This is a genomic window from Paenibacillus sp. J2L1-98 (assembly GCF_056269405.1).
Genome location: NZ_JBWDNW010000005.1, coordinates 77136 through 94581, shown reverse-complemented (window position 1 = coordinate 94581; position 17446 = coordinate 77136). Strand labels below are relative to the sequence as shown.

The window sequence follows — 17446 nt, the reverse complement described above, 5'->3', positions numbered from 1 at the left end:
ATATTACTGCAGCTTCATACTAAACAAAAACGATAATTGGAGGAAACCAGAATGAGTCAACAAACTGTACAATCGGAAGTTTTGAAAGTTCTTGCAGAACGCCACTCGGTCAAAGAATATCAAGCCGGGCATAAAATGCCTAAGGAGCATCTGGAACAATTGCTCCAATCAACTGCACAAGCGCCATCCTCTTGGAATTTGCAGCATTGGAAATTCATCGTTATCGAGGATCAGGCTTATAAAGAAAAGCTGCACCCGATCGCATACGGTCAAAAACAAATTATTGATAGTTCCGTCGTTATCGCGGTTTTAGGCGATCTGGAAGCGAACAAAAATGTGGAGCCTGTGTTTGGCCCTCTTGTTGATGCAGGCCATATGCCTAAAGAGCTTAAAGATACCCTTGCCGGTCAAATCGAAGGCGCATATCAGCATCCCCAAGTTGCCCGCGATGAGGCTATCCGCAATGCTTCTCTAGCATCCATGCAGCTGATGATCGCTGCGAAGGCGCTTGGTTATGATACTTGCCCGATGGGCGGATACGACGCCGCTCGTTTCGTTAAAGAATTTAACGTACCTGAGCGTTACGTGCCTGTTATGCTGATCAGCGTAGGCTTGGCAGCCACACCAGCTAGACCGTCCGCAAGACTCTCATTGGATCAGATCACAGTGTCCAACACTTTCTAACAATTTCTCAAATCTAAACATTAAAAAGGCATGAGACTCCTGTTCAAAGGTGTCTCATGCCTTTTATATTTTTCCGGCTTTTTCAGATGATGAGGGAATGGTTTTAGAATACGGAAGTGACTGTGTCTTCAACCTGCTTCAGGATATCTTTAAGCGCTGCTTCGCCTGCACTAGGAACACTTCCAAAGAGCAAATGCGCTACAGGTTCGATTCCCGTGAACTCAAAGATTCCAGTATCGGACGTGATTTTGAGCCCGGCCGTCATTCCGATTTGATCGTAAATTTCTTTAGGCGTGCCGTGCGTGTTAATGATAAGACCTTTCTTGCCTGCCAGCAGCTTGTCGATTCCATCTGCACCGTAAGCATAAGCAAAACCATATGAGAATACTCGATCTACGTAACCTTTAAGAATAGCGGGCAACCCCGTCCACCAGATCGGATAAATAAAGGTAATCGCTTCCGCCTGTTCGATAAATTGCTGCTCTGTTTTAATATCTGCTGGCGTTTGTCCGGCTTTCATAGCTGCGGTATCTTGCGGTTTCAGAACAGGCTGAAAGTCGATGTCATACAAATCACGCACGGTAACCTCGTGGCCTTTTTTCTTTAATGCATGAATGGTAGTTTCCAATATGGCATGGTTAAAGCTTTCAGGGTGTGGATGGGCATAGACAATAAGATGTTTCATTTCAAATAACCTCCGTTTATTTTCATAAAAATGCTGCCATCATTCTTCCCAACTGCATAGATATCTATTCATTCTCCAAAAAAATAGGTTCTTCCAGCAAAATTAGAACCTGTTATGAACGTGATCCAATAACCATTCAAGCTGTTCTCTCTGTGCACTCGATAAAAAAATGATATCCAAAATTTATTTGTGTATGGTAAAATATTTTGCATCAGGGAAACTTTTTTTAATTAAGTTCTTTCAGCTATATTGAACTTTTACAAAGGAAGAGATTCTCATTCAAATATGGGGGCGTAGAGAATGCTGCAAAACAAAAAATTAGTAGAGATTATTTTACCCGTCATTTTTATCGCAATGCGGGTACTTTTCGGGTTTGGCTGGCTGTTAGCGGGCGTTACGAAAATTACAGATAAAGCTTGGTTTAGTAAGCCGGGGGACTTTTTAACGGATTATTTGCTCCATGCGCTGAACAAAGAAAATGTTCCTATGTTTCATAAGCATTTTATTGAAAATATAGCTTTAGAGCATGTTATGTTTTTTAATTATGTTATCCCTATTGCACAAATAGCAGTAGGAGTTGTGATACTAGTAGGATTAATGACAATTCCCTCTATACTTATTTGCCTTTATATGCATATTAATTTTATTCTATCCGGAAATATAAATTTAATTAGTCTCGTTTTATATACGAGTGCCTTTACTTTGCTGCTTGGACGAAAGTATATTTACCACCTAAGCTTGGACCGATATTGGGGGACGGAAAAGTTGTTTAACCTTAATCGCGCTAAAGCGGTGAGCCCTATTCAGGCAGATTGACTATCGGGACACTCCCTCTTTAAATGAATAGCCTTGGCACAATAGCCGCCTGCCCGGATGATCGCGGGCAAGCGGCTCTTTATTCTTGTTACAGATATTGCCGCTAGATCAAATTCCCCTTTAACACCTCCTGCTTAATATAATCAGCCTGCCAGTAAGCAAGCGCACCAATCGTCTCCGTCGGATTAAAGGCAGACATCGTCGGAAATAAGGAATTTCCGGCAACGAACAAGTTACGGACGCCATGAACTTTGCCGTACCTGTCGGTCACCGATACCCTTTCGTCTTCACCCATTCTCGTTCCGCCGCTCGGATGCGACAGTTCCCATGGCTGCTGATAGTCGTGACCTCCCCATATCTTTTGCGCTCTGGCTGCTTGCAGAATTTCGACGATCTTCGAATAAAAAAAACGATGCATCTCATTCTTCTGCTCGCTCCAACTAAAGGTAAGTCTCGGGAGAGGGAGTCCGAGCCCGTTTTTCGCTTTGGGATCAAGATCGATGAAGTTCGTAAGCAAGGGGGGATCGGTCATCAGCGAAAAAATAGTATAATAACGACTGAAGGTTTTTGTGACAAACTCTTTAAATGATGGCCCCCAGGCTGGTACGCCTTCGGGCAGAGGAACATTCTTCACGAATTCAATTGGCTGACCCGCTGCTCCAAATACTTTAGCTCCGAATATAAAACCGCCCATAATGAACCCAAGCCCCGAATGGTCAAAATGGTCTTCCGTATAATTCGTAATGGCCATAAGCGGCTCGGAAGGCCCGATATGGACATTCATCCGTTCATCAAACAAACCGGCCACTCCAGTAAACGGATGATGATGAAAATATTTGCCTACTTGACCGAACTGATTACCAATGCCGTCCGGGGCGTATTGATTTCTTGACAGAAGCAGCAGCCAGACATTATACAGTGTATTGGCCGCAATAATGACAATGCTTGCTGTGAGCTCATAGACCGTTCCGCCCGAATCCATACAGATCACTCCGTCAGCTTGCTGCGAAGAGCTCATCGTAATTTGGTATACATAACGGTCCGTAAGCATCGTGAAATTCGGATTTTTCAGCGCTTCCTTGAGTTCCGTCACTCTTGTGCTTGATTTTGCATCCACCGTACATTCATAACCCATACAGAAGCCGCAGTATCCCGTTCGCTTCCTCCCCTGATAATCGCGGGAGTTAATGGCCGCCGGCATGGGGAACGGCTGGTAGCCCAGCTCCCTGCCCGCCTGCGCAAAGTGATTGGTTGCAAATCCTTGCTCCAGCGGGGGCATTGGATACGGCTTCGATCTTGGGGGCCCGTACAACATGCGGGAGGCATCTCCGGAGACGCCCAGCCTATATTCAAACTTGGTGTAATAAGGCTCCAAATCTTCATAAGAAAGCGGCCAATTGGCAATGGCCCCGTCCGGGACTTGGCCCCATACATCCAGCGCTTTGAAGACGGACGGCTCGAAGCGAAAGCTTACTCCTCCCCAGTGATTCGTACTGCCGCCGGGGCCCCATCCGTCAAGCAGTGAAGTAATACGGGGGAAAATTTTTTGCGTTTCCGCGCGCGCATGCGGGCGCCACGTCATGCCCCCGGTCTTCGGCGTCGCCCACAGAAGATTCTGGCGAACCGGAAAACGAAGCTCATCCATCGATGCGTCTTTTGTTTCCAGCATCGGGCCCCGTTCCAGCACGCAAACGGATAATCCCGAATCGCTCAGCTCCCTGCCGAGAATGCCGCCAGCCGCGCCCGCTCCGACAATGATCACGTCATAATCAGGCTTCTTCTTCATACGCGATCCCTTCTAGCGAATAGTACACCGTCGGAAGCTTGACTTCATTAAGGGTTTCCGGAGGATGAAATTTCGGTCCCGCATAACCCAGCATGCGCCATCCTAACGCCTCGTAATTTCCGCCGTAAATCGGATCGCTGAACATTCCCTCCAGCGTATGATCCCTTAATATTTGAAAAAATTCACTGTCTTCATACATGGACAGCAGGTCGGTCAGTTGATCCCCGTTAAGCTGAATCAAATTCGTTCGATATATGTGTTCGGCTCCTTCGTTCAACTGGTACAGCCCTTTATGATAAATTTCAACAAAAAAAGGATTGCTCTTCATATCCCTCAAAATAAACTCATACACCCTTGCCTCACAAGCACCGGGAAAAATAGTTTCCGTCAACATCTGGATCATTTGTATTTCTTCATTGGAAATCAGTGTGCTTTCCCCCTTATCCACAGCCTCAATTATTTAAATTATATTTTAGGTTTCGTCATATCATGTATCGAGGTGATAATAATGTACAAAAATCCTTTTACGGAAGCTGCCGCTTACGCGAGAATCTATGCTCCTTTCGAATTGAATATACTCATTGCCCCAATCGAGCGATTGCCGGAAATCGGTATGGACATAGCGGCATTATCGAAATATCCCGTTTTGTATGTTACCCGAACCGGATATATCCCTTTTGATACAAAATCGGAGATAATGAGGCGCTGTACAGCGAATTTATTTTTGCTCGGCGGTGAAGAAAGCATTTCGGAATGGGTGGCATACGCATTATCCACTTTAACGAAAGGGAGAGTATATCGAATATTAGAATGCCCCCTAACGAATGAAAATCGGTAGAAACACTTCAAAGATAAAGAAAAAGCCGATATAATATAGTCATAGACATAATTCGACACTGGCGTCAGCATAGATATTGCAAACTTGGAGGATTTTCTTTTGATCGATATTACGCAAGAAAAACGTCTTCATCATCTGCTTAAAAGCTGCGGTCATACTTCACACACGCATTTATACTATCTTGGCGATAAGGAATGGTTCTGGGATACTGAACACGAAGCGTTAATCGTATATCGCTCGGTCGGTAAGAGAAGAATCGTGCTTGGCGACCCCATTGGAAAATCCCCCGAGTCTACTAGACGAGTCGTCGAGCAGTTTATCGCAGATTGCCATGAAAATAAGCGGATACCTGTCTTCTACCAGGCAAAAGCTGCATTTCTTCCGCTGTATGAGAAACTGGGGCTGCAATTCGTCAAAATTGGAGAAGAAGCTCAAGTAGACTTGTCCAGCTTTCATTTGAACGGCAAGCACTGGCTTAAGCTGCGAAACCGCATAAATAAATTTCTGCGCAATGGTTATTCCTTTCAAGTCATGCTCCCGCCTTATTCAGATCCATTCCTGAATCGTCTTCAAGCTATATCGGATGAGTGGCTCAGTGACCGAAAGGAGAAAAGCTTCTCTGTCGGATCTTTTTCACCGGATTATGTGAGCCGTTTTCCCGTTGCCGTACTCGTTGGCCCTGATGGAAATTACGAGGCGTTCGTTTCGATCGCAGGCGACCATTACCCGCTCCAAGCCGCTCAGGAAGAGGCGCCGGTATGCCGGAAATTAACGGTAGACTTGATGCGCTATACGAAAGCATGCCCGCATGGAACAATGGATGTTCTGTTTATTTCATTATTCAAGTGGGCCCAAGAAAATAAGTATGACTTCTGCAGCTTAGGCATGGCCCCTTTGGCAAACGCGGGCGATTTGCTTATCGTTAAACTGCTCTACAAGTATGGGAACAAGCTGTATAACTTTAAAGGTTTGTATGATTATAAAAATAAATTCGCGCCCAAGTGGGAGGATGTCTACTTAGTCTATCAACCTGCTGCCATATCTATTACGGCTTTGCTGCTTGCCTTTATCATTCATAGACCTTGCACCAAGCAGCTTTCGCAAGACAAACTCGCCTCCAAGCCTTTAATGAACAGTAGCTCTATTGCAAGGAAACGGGCCTAACCGCCGAATTAAAAAAACCTCTCAGCCTCAAAAAGAAGGCCGGGAGGTTTTTTTTAATGCAGCCGAATTTCATCCACATGCTTCTTCAATAAAACAGGAACTATCACCGAAATTTTATTTGGGCATATTTTATAGGGTATTTCACTTCAAGACACTATACCCAGAGGAAGAATGCTGATGAATAATCATTCAATAGTTATTAATATAAGATCGCGGCCATCCCGAAATGATTTTGGCAAGCAAAAAAAGGCGTTAATCATACAAGGCGGCTATCCGCCGCATAAACCTAAAGAAATTGCGGAAATTCTTGCAGGATTGCTGCGCCAGGCAAACTTTGAGGTCGAAATTTCAGATACATTGGACATTTTGCTTGACCAGGAAAAATTACGGCAGACGGATTTGATCGTTCCCGATTGGACGGCTGGAACGATAACGAAAGAGCAGCTGGCTTCCTTGCTTGACGCTGTCAGCAATGGAGGAACCGGCTTAGCCGGGATGCACGGCGGTATGGGGGATGCGTTTCGTTGTGAAATCGAATACCAGCTCATGGTAGGCGGACAATTTGTCGCTCATCCCGGAGGGGCGGGAATCACCTATGAGGTCCGCGTTTGCAATCGGAATCACCCTATAATGGCCGGAATTCAGGATTTTTCCGTTACCAGCGAGCAATATTACATGCTTGTTGACCCGGCCAACGAGGTGCTTGCAACCTCCTGCTTCAATCAGGCGCGTCCCCCGGAGGTTTGGAGAGAAGTAGTCATGCCGGTCGTATGGACAAAAAAATACGGAAAGGGCCGCGTTTTTTATAATTCTTTAGGACACTCCTTGGATGTTGTAACAAAACCTGAAGTCCTGACTATGATGCAGCGGGGAATGGTTTGGGCTGCCCGGTGAATAATCCTATCCATTAAGAATGGAGCTAAACCGACTGGACCTCTATGCCTTAACATTTTGGATGCCACCCTCATTTGTATTATACTTTGCTATATGACAAATTGAACTGGAGTGGTGAAATGACAATGAAAACCGATATAATGTCCAGATTTATCTCTTATGCACAAGTTGAAACACAGTCCGATGAGTCAAGCAGCACTTGCCCCTCCACACCGGGACAACTGACGCTAGCCCGTATGCTCGTGGAGGAATTGAAAACCATCGGCATGCAGGAGATTACGATGGATTCGAACGGCTATGTCATGGCGACTCTTCCGGCCAATTCCGACAAAGAGATCCCGACAATCGGTTTCCTTGCCCATATGGATACGGCCACCGATTTCACAGGCGCCGGCGTAAAGCCCCAAATTATAGAGAAATATGACGGACAGGACATCGTCTTGAATGAAGCACTGAATATCGTTCTGTCGCCGCGCGACTTTCCGGAACTTACCGGCTATAAAGGCCAAACGCTGATTATAACAGACGGTACCACCCTGCTTGGCGCCGACGATAAAGCCGGCATTGCCGAGATTATGACAGCAATGGCCTATCTGATTCAACATCCCGAGCTGAAGCACGGCAGAGTAAGAGTCGCCTTCACCCCGGATGAAGAAATCGGCAGAGGTCCGCATAAGTTTGATGTGGCCGCCTTTGACGCTGTCTATGCCTATACGATGGACGGCGGTCCGCTCGGCGAGCTTCAGTACGAGAGCTTTAATGCGGCGGCTGCGCTTATTACATGCAAGGGCAAGAACGTTCACCCCGGAACAGCTAAAGGTAAAATGGTTAACGCCGCCAAAATCGCGATGGAGCTTCATGCAAAGCTGCCTGAGGATGAAACGCCTGAGCGGACTGAGGGGCATGAAGGCTTCTACCATCTAACCTCCATACAGGGTGACGTCGAGCAAACGCAGCTGCGTTATTTGATACGCGATCACGACCGTAATCGGTTTAACGAGAGAAAATTGGAGCTTGCTCGCATTGTCGAAGAGCTGAAAGCAAAATACGGGGAAGAGCGCATAACGACTGAAATCAGAGACCAATACTTCAACATGAAGGAGAAAATCGAGCCTGTCAAAGAAGTCGTGGATATCGCGGAACAAGCCATGAACAATCTCGGCATTCAGCCGATCATTCAACCGATTCGTGGCGGTACGGACGGCTCTCAGCTATCCTACATGGGATTGCCGACACCGAATATATTTACAGGCGGAGAAAATTATCATGGCCGATTTGAGTATGTGTCGGCTGACACGATGGAGCAGGCTGTACATACGATAATCGAAATCGTTAAGCTGTACGAACAAAGAGCTTAGAAGCATATGCGGCACCTTTCGTGCCGTTAACGTACAGGCTGCCGGCATTAGTTTTGCCGGCAGCCTGTTTGTAATTAGTTTGCGCTTATAGCAGCATCTGCTCAGACCGTCTCAATCAACCTTCGATGTGAATCTTATTGGATGCGAATGTAAAATATACGAAAAATACACTGCACACCATTCCAATAAAACCGTACCCGCCAAACACATCATATTTGGACGAAAAAAATCCGAAGCCTAATCCTGTAACAATGAGTATCGCATTCTCGCCTAAAGACTGAAACGAACCCATTGTCGCTCTCATGGAGGAATCAATCCGGTGATGCAAATAACCGGCTGCAAGCGGCTCGATCATCCCGGCGAACAAGCAGATGATGAATATAACTGCCAATCCGCTGTAGTCTTTTATGATCGAGATATAAATGAAGCACAGAGCTAATACCGCGGTTACGCCAGATAACAATAAACGGTAGCTGAACCGGCTCTTCAATTTATAAGCCATCATATTGCCCGGTAGTCTAATCAGGAATAGCGATGCCGAGAACAAGCCGAAATAAATGACCGGGACTCCTAATCGGTCCAAGTAAGTTTGCCAAAACTCGTCAATGAAGTTTATAGCTGCGCCCGTCACCATTCCTGAGAGTACCACGAGAAGCACACCTTTATTTTCTCTGAAAAGGCGCAGAGAAGCTGTAATATACACTCGAACCGGAATCTGCCGGTCATTCTCCTCATTTCTGCTCCCGGCAGGCTCAACCAGCATCAGAGTTAAGCACAGGGAAACCAGCATGCTTACGAAGGAAACCCAATAATTGAATGCATATCCAAAACGGCCCGCCAGTACACTTCCGCACAAAGCAGCAAGCATAATGGAAGAAATGTCGAGCGCATTCAAGCGGCCAACGTATTTCTCGAAAAACGGCTCCTCTTGAGCGGACAATAACGAATCGTAGAGCAGAGCATCTTCCGCACCGCTGCTTGCGGAACTGCCAATAGCCGCCAGAAATACAACGAGCGCAAAGTGCCAAAACTCCGCTGCATACACCAGAATTAGAAATTCACAGCAGCCTAACAAGGCGGATAATACGATCATATGCTTCCGGCCCCACTTATCGGCAATGATTCCTGTGGGAACTTCAAGCAATACGACCGTTATCGCAAAAATAATTTCCGCGTAGACGACCATTTGGATGGTCATGCCTCTCTCTTCCCAGAACAATCTCTCGATGACATAAGCAGGGATCAGATTGTAGAAGAAACGGATCGCGTACAGTTTCCAAACATTTGACCTGTAACTCATGGTATAGCTGCCCCTCTCCTTTATGATTGAATGATTCTCAACCATAATGCGGAGGAGCCCGTGAGCGATTGGGTGTTAAAGATTAGCTGGGAGCTCGTGCATTGGCCTGTGTCATAGCACCCTCTCCTTTGACCGTTCAGTATTAACAATATTATATAATAATTCGCTGCCTCTACCTATTATGATACAAACAGCCCCGGCTTCGCCTTAGAAGCTGGGGCTGCTTGCTTATGATTTCGATTTACATTTGCATATATTTGCTTTGTCATCTCCCATAACATACAAATAAGTGCTCATGGCATGATAGCATGGAATCGAGTGCTTAACCTGGAATAATGCGGAGTTAATTTCAATGCCGGGCTCGATATGACGGTAACCGGCTATTTCCACAGGCACATTAGGAACAATATCGGGATGGTTAAAAATACGGGTATTTTTAATATCCATCTGCTGAAAAGCCTCGACAAATTCACGATTCCCCACCCGAGGCGACGCAAAAGTAATCAATTCGACATCAAGCTGCTTGCTGCCTGCTACAAAAGCGTGTAAGGTTGCTAACGAGCTGCCCAGGCTATGACCCGTTACAACGAGCTTTGTTCCAGCCGGCAGCCGGTCCAGCTGAGCGGTCAGCGATTCGTTCGGTATGCTCGGGTCTTCGTATTCAACCGTCATGCTCCTGTAAAGATTGGAGAACCCGATTTCGGTTTTGCCTCCATTCGGAACTTCAGGGAAATCTTTTAATTCAAACTCGAAGTCAGCCAACCAGTCAAGTCCGCTTTCCGTACCGCGGATGACGACAATCTGCTGTAACGGGTTCTCCACCGGGCTGGCAATATAACCGGCAAACTCTCTTTTCTTGATAGACTCTAAATAAGGCATCATCGTTAAGTTCGCAACCCGCTCCCAGCCGGATGGAAAATCGGAAGGCAGCGAAGGTGCGAGCGAATTTTGCGCATACATTTCATAGGCAGCTTCCACGAGCTTGCCATAAAAAATGTATGATTCCATGCTGTTTGCTTGATCGTTCATCGAATAGATCCCCTTTTGTGTGTAGTGCCCATAGTGAGCAGATCATGGTTTACACTACGACTTTCTACAAAAAAAGGAAAAATCCTTCACTTAAACGATACGTAAGGGAATATATTTCCTAGCTCACGCTGCTTAACCTGTAAACTTTGGCTTCGTATGGCCGTAACGAAACTTTCCGGATATTGTCTTCAGGAACAACCGGGTAGTTTGAAATTAACAGCTCTGAAGAAGTGAATTTTACCGTTTTGGGCAAATTGCACGTTGTTCCTTGAGGGAATAAATTTATTATAATTAGCAGCTTTTCTTCGCCGAGCGTCTTCGTATAAGCGTAAATCTCCTTATGATTTGGCAGAATGAGATCATAAGTTCCGTATACGGCAACCGGCTCCGTTTTCCGCAATTGGATTAGTTTTTTGTAATAATGATAGATGGAATCGGTATCTTGCAAAGCCTGTTGAACATTGATTTCTTTATAATTCGGATTAACCGCAAGCCAAGGTGCCCCTGTTGTGAATCCGGCATAAAGCTGATCATTCCACTGCATCGGTGTTCTAGAATTATCCCGGCCATTTTTCCAAATGATCTGCATAATGTCATCGTGGCTTTTTCCGTTTTCGATCTCGATCCGATACATATTTTTCGCCGAGACATCGTTATATTGTTCAATCGATTCAAATTGTACATTGGTCATCCCGATTTCTTGGCCTTGGTAAATAAAAGGAGTTCCCTGCATAAGGAAATACATAGTGGCCAGCGCTTTGGCAGACTTATCCCAGTAAGCCCGGTCATCTCCCCAAGTGGAAACGGAACGGGGCAGGTCATGGTTTTCCATAAATAACGCATTCCAACCGCTTCCCTCGAGCCCTTTTTGCCACCTGGAAAGAGTTTTCTTAAGCGCATAGAGATCCAAACCGCCGTCTACGCTCTTCTCCCAAAGTCCATTCGTTTCAAATTGAAAAATCATATTGAATTTTCCGTTTTGTTCTCCGACCCATTGCTCGGCATCCTCAATACTTACCCCGCCCGCTTCTCCAACGGTCATACAATCATAGTTATCAAAGGTCTCCCGCTTTAGCTCTTCGAGAAATTCATGAATACCATCACGGTTTCTATGTCCTTCGAAAGAAGGCACATAACTTAGCTTGTCCGGGTTAGGCAGGTCGGGAAAGCCCGGCACTTTCTTGATATGAGTAATCGCATCGATACGGAAGCCGTCTATGCCTTTATCAAGCCACCAGTTGACCATCGCATACAGCTCTTCGCGGACCTTTGGATTTTCCCAGTTTAAATCAGGCTGCTTCTTGGAGAAAATGTGCATAAAATACTGCTCGGTATGCGAGTCGTATTCCCAAGCCGAACCGCCGAATATGCTTTCCCAGTTGTTTGGCTCGGCTTCGTCCTTTGCGTCGCTCCAAATGTAATAGTCCCTTTTGGGATTATGTTTGCTGGAACGGGATTCGACGAACCAAGGATGCTCGTCTGAAGTATGGTTAATGACTAAATCTAAAATCAGCTTCATTCCCCGCTGATGAACCTCATGAAGAAGCTGGTCGAAATCGTACATCGTACCGAACTCGTCCATAATGTCCTGAAAGTCCGATATGTCATACCCGTTATCGTCATTTGGAGATTTGTACATCGGACAGATCCAGATGACGTCAATTCCGAGCTCCTTTAAATAATCGAGCTTGGAAATAACTCCTTGCAAATCGCCGATGCCATCCCCGTTGCTGTCCATAAAACTGCGCGGATAAATTTGATACGCTACCGCTTCTTTCCACCAGTTGCTTCCCACTTCACTCGTCTCCTCTGTATCCTCTGTATGTTTCTCGTTGTCTATTTGCTGCTGCCAATCATCCCGTCCAGCTCTGCCGTTCCTACGCTTTTGTGCAGCTCCCATTTGTTTAGATGAACTAGCTTCATAGAGCCTTCGGCAAAAAAAGAAATACCCGTCGATTTCTCATCCGGATAAATTCTCGCCGTCATAACTTTTTCTCCATCTTGTATAAACACTTCTACGGAAGACCGGTCCATAAACAGACGCAGATGCAACGTACCGTCTGACAGATCAACAGCAGCTTTCCGAATGCCGCCCGGTCCCATCCCTGAGCGGTTGCGATCGAGCGACACCGTATTTTCTTCCCGGTTAATGAGCAAAACCGTCTCTTCGTTCATCGCTTCATTAACTCTTAATTTGATCACCGCATGGACAGCCTCCGACAGATCGATCAGCATCTCCATTTCGTAGCAATCACCGGATAGACCGACCAAATGCAATTCGCCCGTAACATCTACATTATCGTATGCCGTGATACCGCCGCGAAGCTTCGCCAGCTCTGGAATTGGCCTGCAGCGGATACGCCCGTTTTCCAGCAGCACCTGACGCGGCAGCGTCATCGCTCCGGCCCACTGCTTTGCCTGCTCCGGCATCTTGCTCTCCCACATCGCCATCCAGCCGATCAGAATGCGTCTGCCCAGCCCGTCTTCCATCGTCTGCGGAGCATAGAAATCAAACCCGTAATCGAGCATTTCAAAAGGCCCGTGCTCGAACTTTCCAGTATCATAGTCGAGCTTGCCGAGCATATATCCGGCTTGGTGCAAATTGTGATATTTATCTCCATCCGGCTTCATGCCCTGGGGCGACATGACAAGCACATCCTGCCCCTCCAGCAGGAACAGATCCGGACATTCCCACATAAAGCCATCCGTTTCTTTACCGTCGCCCTGTGCAGCTATGCCGATAAATTCCCAGTCCAGCAAGCTTTTCGACCGGTAAAGAAGAATTTGACCGACATGCTCCTGAGTACGGGAGCCAAGAACGCAGTAATACTGATCGTCTTTCTTCCACACTTTCGGATCGCGGAAATGATGCGGATGAATATTCCCCTCCGGGGCCTTCTGGATGACCGGGTTTTCTGGACATTTGTCAAAATGGATGCCATCGGCGCTGGAGGCCAAGCACTGCGCCTGCTCCAAGTCGGTATCCCGGTTGCTGCCCGTCCATATGTTTCCGGTATACATCAGATACAGCATCCCGTCTTTTTCAATCGCGCTGCCTGAGAAACAACCGTCCCGGTCATAGGCTTCCGATGGAGCCAAAGCAACCGGCAAATCGATCCAGTGAACTAAATCTGCGCTTTTGGCATGACCCCAGTGCATATCATCCCAGATGGACGAATAAGGATGATGCTGATAAAAAAGATGATATTCTCCTTTAAAGTAACAAAATCCGTTAGGATCGTTCATCCATTGTGCAGGCGGCGCAACGTGGTAACGCAGACGCCAATAATCATCGGATATTTGCTTGCCCGCCTCCATTACCGAACGGGTAGCTTTGCCGGCAAGTGCCTGATGTTGATTCACTTCTACTCCTCCATTTATCATTTAATTGCTCCCTGGCTGACGCCTTTGATGATAGACCTTATAAATAGAGTTCAGGTCATGCAGCTTTAAAGAAATGACCTTCGCGATTCCGTCTCTCACATACAACTCTAATCCTGTACTAGATGGATCCGGAAAGATTTGATCTGTCATTACGATATCCCCATCATTCGCAAACACTTCAATAGAGGAATGATCGACTAACATATGCAGCTTGATTTTGCCGTTTTTAAGCTCCAGCGGCGCATCGTGTTTGCATGCAAATGTGTCATGGAATGCGGATTCGCCTGATTGGCGTCGGTCGATAAACAACGTCTGCGTTGTGGCATTGTAGCCGACAATCGTTTCCTCGTGCTGAGATTTCCGAAGCTTAAATCCGATCTCCGAGGCATCCCCCAGATCAATTTCACATTCGAGTTCGTAGATATCACCATATACATTTGCAAGAATGTTTTGACCGGGACGCGCAGCAACTTTTTTCCAAACCTGATCTTGCTTCCGAAGCTCCTGCAATGCTGACACCGGCTTTTGTACCAGCCGAACCCCAGTCGTATCCGTTCTTAGCGACAGGATCCGCGGCAGTGTCATCGCACTTCTCCATTCAATCGTTGGAGTCACATTTGCATATTTCCAGTTACTCATCCAACCGATAAACAGCTTCCCTTTATCCAGACTTTGAGCGTCTGACCAAGTTACACCGGCATAGTTATCTCTCCCATGATCTAACCACAATATGTTTTCAGGGCTAGCATCGTTTTTGAATGTATGCCCATCAAAACTTCCGATAAAGTATTGTGTCCTTGAGCCTTCCAGTATTTCAGGTTTTTCTCCTATGCTGACAATGAGCACCCATTTGGTTTGTTCCTCTTGACCGTCTACGGGCAATTCGATGAGATCCGGGCATTCCCATACTCCATCGTGAGAGCCTTCAGCCGCGCCAAACTCACTTGCAAAAGACCATTCCTTTAAATCGGGAGACGTATAAAACTCGATACAGTCCCCTGCTGCGATCGCCATGACCCACTGCTTCCTCGAAGTATGCCAAAACACCTTCGGATCCCGGAAGTCCGTATTATTCTCATTGCACAGAACAGGATTACCTTCATAGATCATCCATGTTCTGCCTTTATCCGAACTGTAAGCGAGACTTTGCCGCTGTCTAGGGCGATCCGAATCCGGATAATAATCACCTTGAGTGAAAATAGCCACCAACCCTGGCTTTCCCGAGAAGAATCCGCTCGTATCTTCCCAATCGACTGCCGCACTGCCAGAGAAAATAAAACCGTTATGGTCCGGTGCCAAAGCAATAGGAAAATTTTCCCAATGAACCAGGTCCGTACTGATCGCATGACCCCAATGCATTGGTCCCCACGTAGTCCCATTAGGATAATGCTGATAAAACAAATGGTATTCTCCATCAAAATAGACCATTCCATTCGGATCGTTCATCCACATCGCTGGTGGACTAAAATGAAATTGCGGCCGATACTTCTCTTTATAGGTTACAGTTGACATCTCTTCCCTATCCTCTCGTTGAAAAAGGCCGTTGCGTGTCCTTATGTGTGTTAAGCCCCGGCTTGTCTAAGCATTTCGAGTTCCTGCCCTTGATATATAATAGGAGTTCCACGCATTAAAAAATAATAGGCCGTTATCATTTTGACCGATTCCACGCGGTAATTCTCATCGTTTCCAAATTTCGGAATAGAACGGACAATAATTACTTTATCGCACCTTGCATAACTCCTTTGATGATAAAGCGTTGACCAAACAAATATGCTACAAAAATCGGGAGGATAGTTATTAACATTGCTGGTATCAATAATTCGTAATTATTCAAGTATTCGCCGTTAAAGGCTATCATCTTAAGCGGCATTGTAAGATCTTCTTCTTTATACAGGATAAGAGAAGGTAATAGAAAATCGTTCCAAATTGCCAACACATTCAAAATCGCAATTGTCATCGAAATAGGCTGCAGCATAGGAACAACAATTTTGAAGAAGGTCTGAATTTTTGTACAACCGTCCATAAAAGCTGCTTCTTCTAACTCCAAAGGAATATTTTTTATAAATCCGTGGTACATAAATACGGCTAACGAACTACCAAACCCGATGTACAATGCAATCAATAGCGGTACTGGGGCTGTATCAATTAAGTGCAATTTAGCACCGTAAATATACATCAATGGAATCATAATGGATTGGAAAGGAATAATCATCGACGCAACCATTATCATAAAGAACGTAATATCGAATTTCGTTGCATTTCTGACGAGGTAGTGCGCACACATCGATGAAAATAACAAGGTAAATACCACACTTGTAAATGTTATAACGAAAGTATTTTTAAACGTGACCGCGAAATTCATGGTTTCGATAACACTCACGAACTGCCCGAAATCAATTGTTTTCGGCAATGCGAAAGGATTGCTGATAATTTCTCCATTCATTTTGAACGAATTTACAATCAACAAAAAAAACGGGAATACGAATATAAGAAAGGATAAACTTAGTACGAAATAGAGCGTAACGTTCGATATCATTTTTTTAGCATGCATTATGCTTCAACCTCCAATTTTTTACTAAAATAAACTTGAAGGCTTGTTGCGGTAGCTACGACGATAAATAAAATAATGGCTTCAGCTTGACCAACACCATAATCGTTGGAGTCAAATGCTTTAGAAACGACATGCATGGACACCATTTTCGTACTATTATATGGACCACCAGCGGTTAAAGAAAAATTCATATCATAAATCATGAAAGCATTCTTTAATGTCAAAAATGTGGTTACAACAAACGAAGGCACCATCATCGGCATAACCATTCTGATTAGACGCTGCCACGCATTAGCGCCATCAATAGTCGAAGCTTCTATGATATCTTTTGGAACACTCATTAAACCAGCGATAAATACAATCATCAAAAAACCTGCATTTTGCCAGATTGAAACAATTACGACCGCCCAAAAAGCAAGCTGTGCATCACCTAGCCAACTCCATTGAAAAAGCTCAATATCTAACGCTTTTCCAAGAGCAGGCAAAGATTGCGTAAATACAAATTTCCAAATATAGCCTAAAAGCAAACCTCCTATAAGGTTCGGGGTGAATAAAGACGCTCTAAAAAAATTTTGCCCTTTAATACCAGATGTTACGATGTATGCCAAACCAAAACCTAGGATGTTCATAAAAATAACTGTTGCACCTACATATTTAAAAGTTAGCCCCATTGATACCCAAAAATCAGAGTCTTTAAATGCCTCCATGTAATTATCAATGCCCGCAAAAGACATATCTGATATATTGTCCATTCGCATTAATGTTAAATAAAAACCATAAGCAAAAGGCATGAGCACGGCAAGCGTGAATGCGATCATCGTAGGCCCGGTGAAAAACAATCGATCTCGTACAGACTTTATCAATTTCTCAGTCATCATCTCTTTACCTCTCTTCTCCAAATCTGATTCTCATAATTCAAATGGGTGGAAGTTGTCCTACCCATTTGAATTATAGTGC

At 45.3% G+C, this 17446-nt stretch carries 17 protein-coding genes; 6 read left to right on the top strand and 11 right to left on the bottom strand.

Annotation, left to right across the window (positions count from 1 at the left end; translation table 11 throughout):
* Positions 1 to 51 precede the first annotated feature (51 nt).
* Positions 52 to 684: a nitroreductase family protein gene (locus tag AC0YNZ_RS12360; RefSeq protein ID WP_475826882.1), complete on the top strand. Its 633-nt coding sequence runs from the start codon at positions 52 to 54 to the stop codon at positions 682 to 684.
* 103 nt (positions 685 to 787) lie between these two features.
* Here AC0YNZ_RS12360 and AC0YNZ_RS12355 read toward each other — a convergent pair whose 3' ends face one another.
* The gene (locus AC0YNZ_RS12355) at positions 788 to 1369 is read right to left on the bottom strand and encodes an NAD(P)H-dependent oxidoreductase (RefSeq protein WP_475826881.1); all 582 of its coding nucleotides are present in this window, start codon (positions 1367 to 1369) and stop codon (positions 788 to 790) included.
* 300 nt (positions 1370 to 1669) lie between these two features.
* Here AC0YNZ_RS12355 and AC0YNZ_RS12350 point away from each other — a divergent pair, with 300 nt between their 5' ends.
* Complete coding sequence (locus AC0YNZ_RS12350) at positions 1670 to 2185, top strand: hypothetical protein (protein WP_475826880.1); 516 nt, start codon at positions 1670 to 1672, stop codon at positions 2183 to 2185.
* Between the two features lie 103 nt (positions 2186 to 2288).
* On the opposite strand, the gene AC0YNZ_RS12345 is transcribed toward AC0YNZ_RS12350, so the two are convergent.
* Positions 2289 to 3971 (bottom strand): GMC family oxidoreductase, encoded by a 1683-nt coding sequence (locus AC0YNZ_RS12345; RefSeq protein WP_475826879.1) that lies wholly within the window; start codon positions 3969 to 3971, stop codon positions 2289 to 2291.
* Entirely contained in the window at positions 3955 to 4374 is a 420-nt protein-coding gene (locus AC0YNZ_RS12340; RefSeq protein WP_475826878.1) for a gluconate 2-dehydrogenase subunit 3 family protein, read from the bottom strand. Before AC0YNZ_RS12340 ends, AC0YNZ_RS12345 begins: the two co-directional genes overlap by 17 nt.
* 105 nt (positions 4375 to 4479) lie before the next feature.
* Between AC0YNZ_RS12340 and AC0YNZ_RS12335 the strand changes: the two genes are divergently transcribed.
* The 4 genes from AC0YNZ_RS12335 (at position 4480) to pepT (ending at position 8225) form a co-directional block, all read left to right on the top strand.
* On the top strand, positions 4480 to 4809 hold the full coding sequence (locus AC0YNZ_RS12335) for a hypothetical protein (RefSeq protein WP_475826877.1): 330 nt from the start codon (positions 4480 to 4482) through the stop codon (positions 4807 to 4809).
* Between the two features lie 99 nt (positions 4810 to 4908).
* Positions 4909 to 5973, top strand: a complete 1065-nt coding sequence (locus AC0YNZ_RS12330) for a phosphatidylglycerol lysyltransferase domain-containing protein (protein ID WP_475826876.1) — start codon at positions 4909 to 4911, stop codon at positions 5971 to 5973.
* Positions 5974 to 6150: 177 nt separating this feature from the next.
* Positions 6151 to 6867, top strand: a complete 717-nt coding sequence (locus AC0YNZ_RS12325; protein ID WP_475826875.1) for a ThuA domain-containing protein — start codon at positions 6151 to 6153, stop codon at positions 6865 to 6867.
* Positions 6868 to 6992: 125 nt separating this feature from the next.
* A complete protein-coding gene (gene pepT / locus AC0YNZ_RS12320) occupies positions 6993 to 8225 on the top strand; it encodes a peptidase T (RefSeq protein WP_475827099.1) in 1233 nt (410 codons plus the stop codon).
* A 115-nt stretch (positions 8226 to 8340) separates the two neighbouring features.
* Here pepT and AC0YNZ_RS12315 read toward each other — a convergent pair whose 3' ends face one another.
* The 8 genes from AC0YNZ_RS12315 to AC0YNZ_RS12280 all read right to left on the bottom strand — a co-directional run bounded on the left by AC0YNZ_RS12315 (position 8341) and on the right by AC0YNZ_RS12280 (position 17367).
* On the bottom strand, positions 8341 to 9525 hold the full coding sequence (locus AC0YNZ_RS12315; RefSeq protein ID WP_475826874.1) for an MFS transporter: 1185 nt from the start codon (positions 9523 to 9525) through the stop codon (positions 8341 to 8343).
* Between the two features lie 228 nt (positions 9526 to 9753).
* Entirely contained in the window at positions 9754 to 10554 is an 801-nt protein-coding gene (locus tag AC0YNZ_RS12310; RefSeq protein WP_475826873.1) for a lipase family protein, read from the bottom strand.
* Between the two features lie 118 nt (positions 10555 to 10672).
* Positions 10673 to 12292 (bottom strand): glycoside hydrolase family 13 protein, encoded by a 1620-nt coding sequence (locus AC0YNZ_RS12305; RefSeq protein ID WP_475827098.1) that lies wholly within the window; start codon positions 12290 to 12292, stop codon positions 10673 to 10675.
* 98 nt (positions 12293 to 12390) lie between these two features.
* Entirely contained in the window at positions 12391 to 13917 is a 1527-nt protein-coding gene (locus AC0YNZ_RS12300) for a glycoside hydrolase family 32 protein (protein WP_475826872.1), read from the bottom strand.
* A 21-nt stretch (positions 13918 to 13938) separates the two neighbouring features.
* Positions 13939 to 15450, bottom strand: coding sequence for a glycoside hydrolase family 32 protein (locus tag AC0YNZ_RS12295; RefSeq protein ID WP_475826871.1), 1512 nt, complete (start codon positions 15448 to 15450; stop codon positions 13939 to 13941).
* Positions 15451 to 15500: 50 nt separating this feature from the next.
* The gene (locus AC0YNZ_RS12290) at positions 15501 to 15638 is read right to left on the bottom strand and encodes an alpha-amylase family glycosyl hydrolase (protein ID WP_475827097.1); all 138 of its coding nucleotides are present in this window, start codon (positions 15636 to 15638) and stop codon (positions 15501 to 15503) included.
* Between the two features lie 14 nt (positions 15639 to 15652).
* Positions 15653 to 16489, bottom strand: a complete 837-nt coding sequence (locus AC0YNZ_RS12285; protein ID WP_475826870.1) for a carbohydrate ABC transporter permease — start codon at positions 16487 to 16489, stop codon at positions 15653 to 15655.
* On the bottom strand, positions 16489 to 17367 hold the full coding sequence (locus AC0YNZ_RS12280; RefSeq protein WP_475826869.1) for a carbohydrate ABC transporter permease: 879 nt from the start codon (positions 17365 to 17367) through the stop codon (positions 16489 to 16491). Before AC0YNZ_RS12280 ends, AC0YNZ_RS12285 begins: the two co-directional genes overlap by 1 nt.
* Positions 17368 to 17446: the final 79 nt, after the last annotated feature.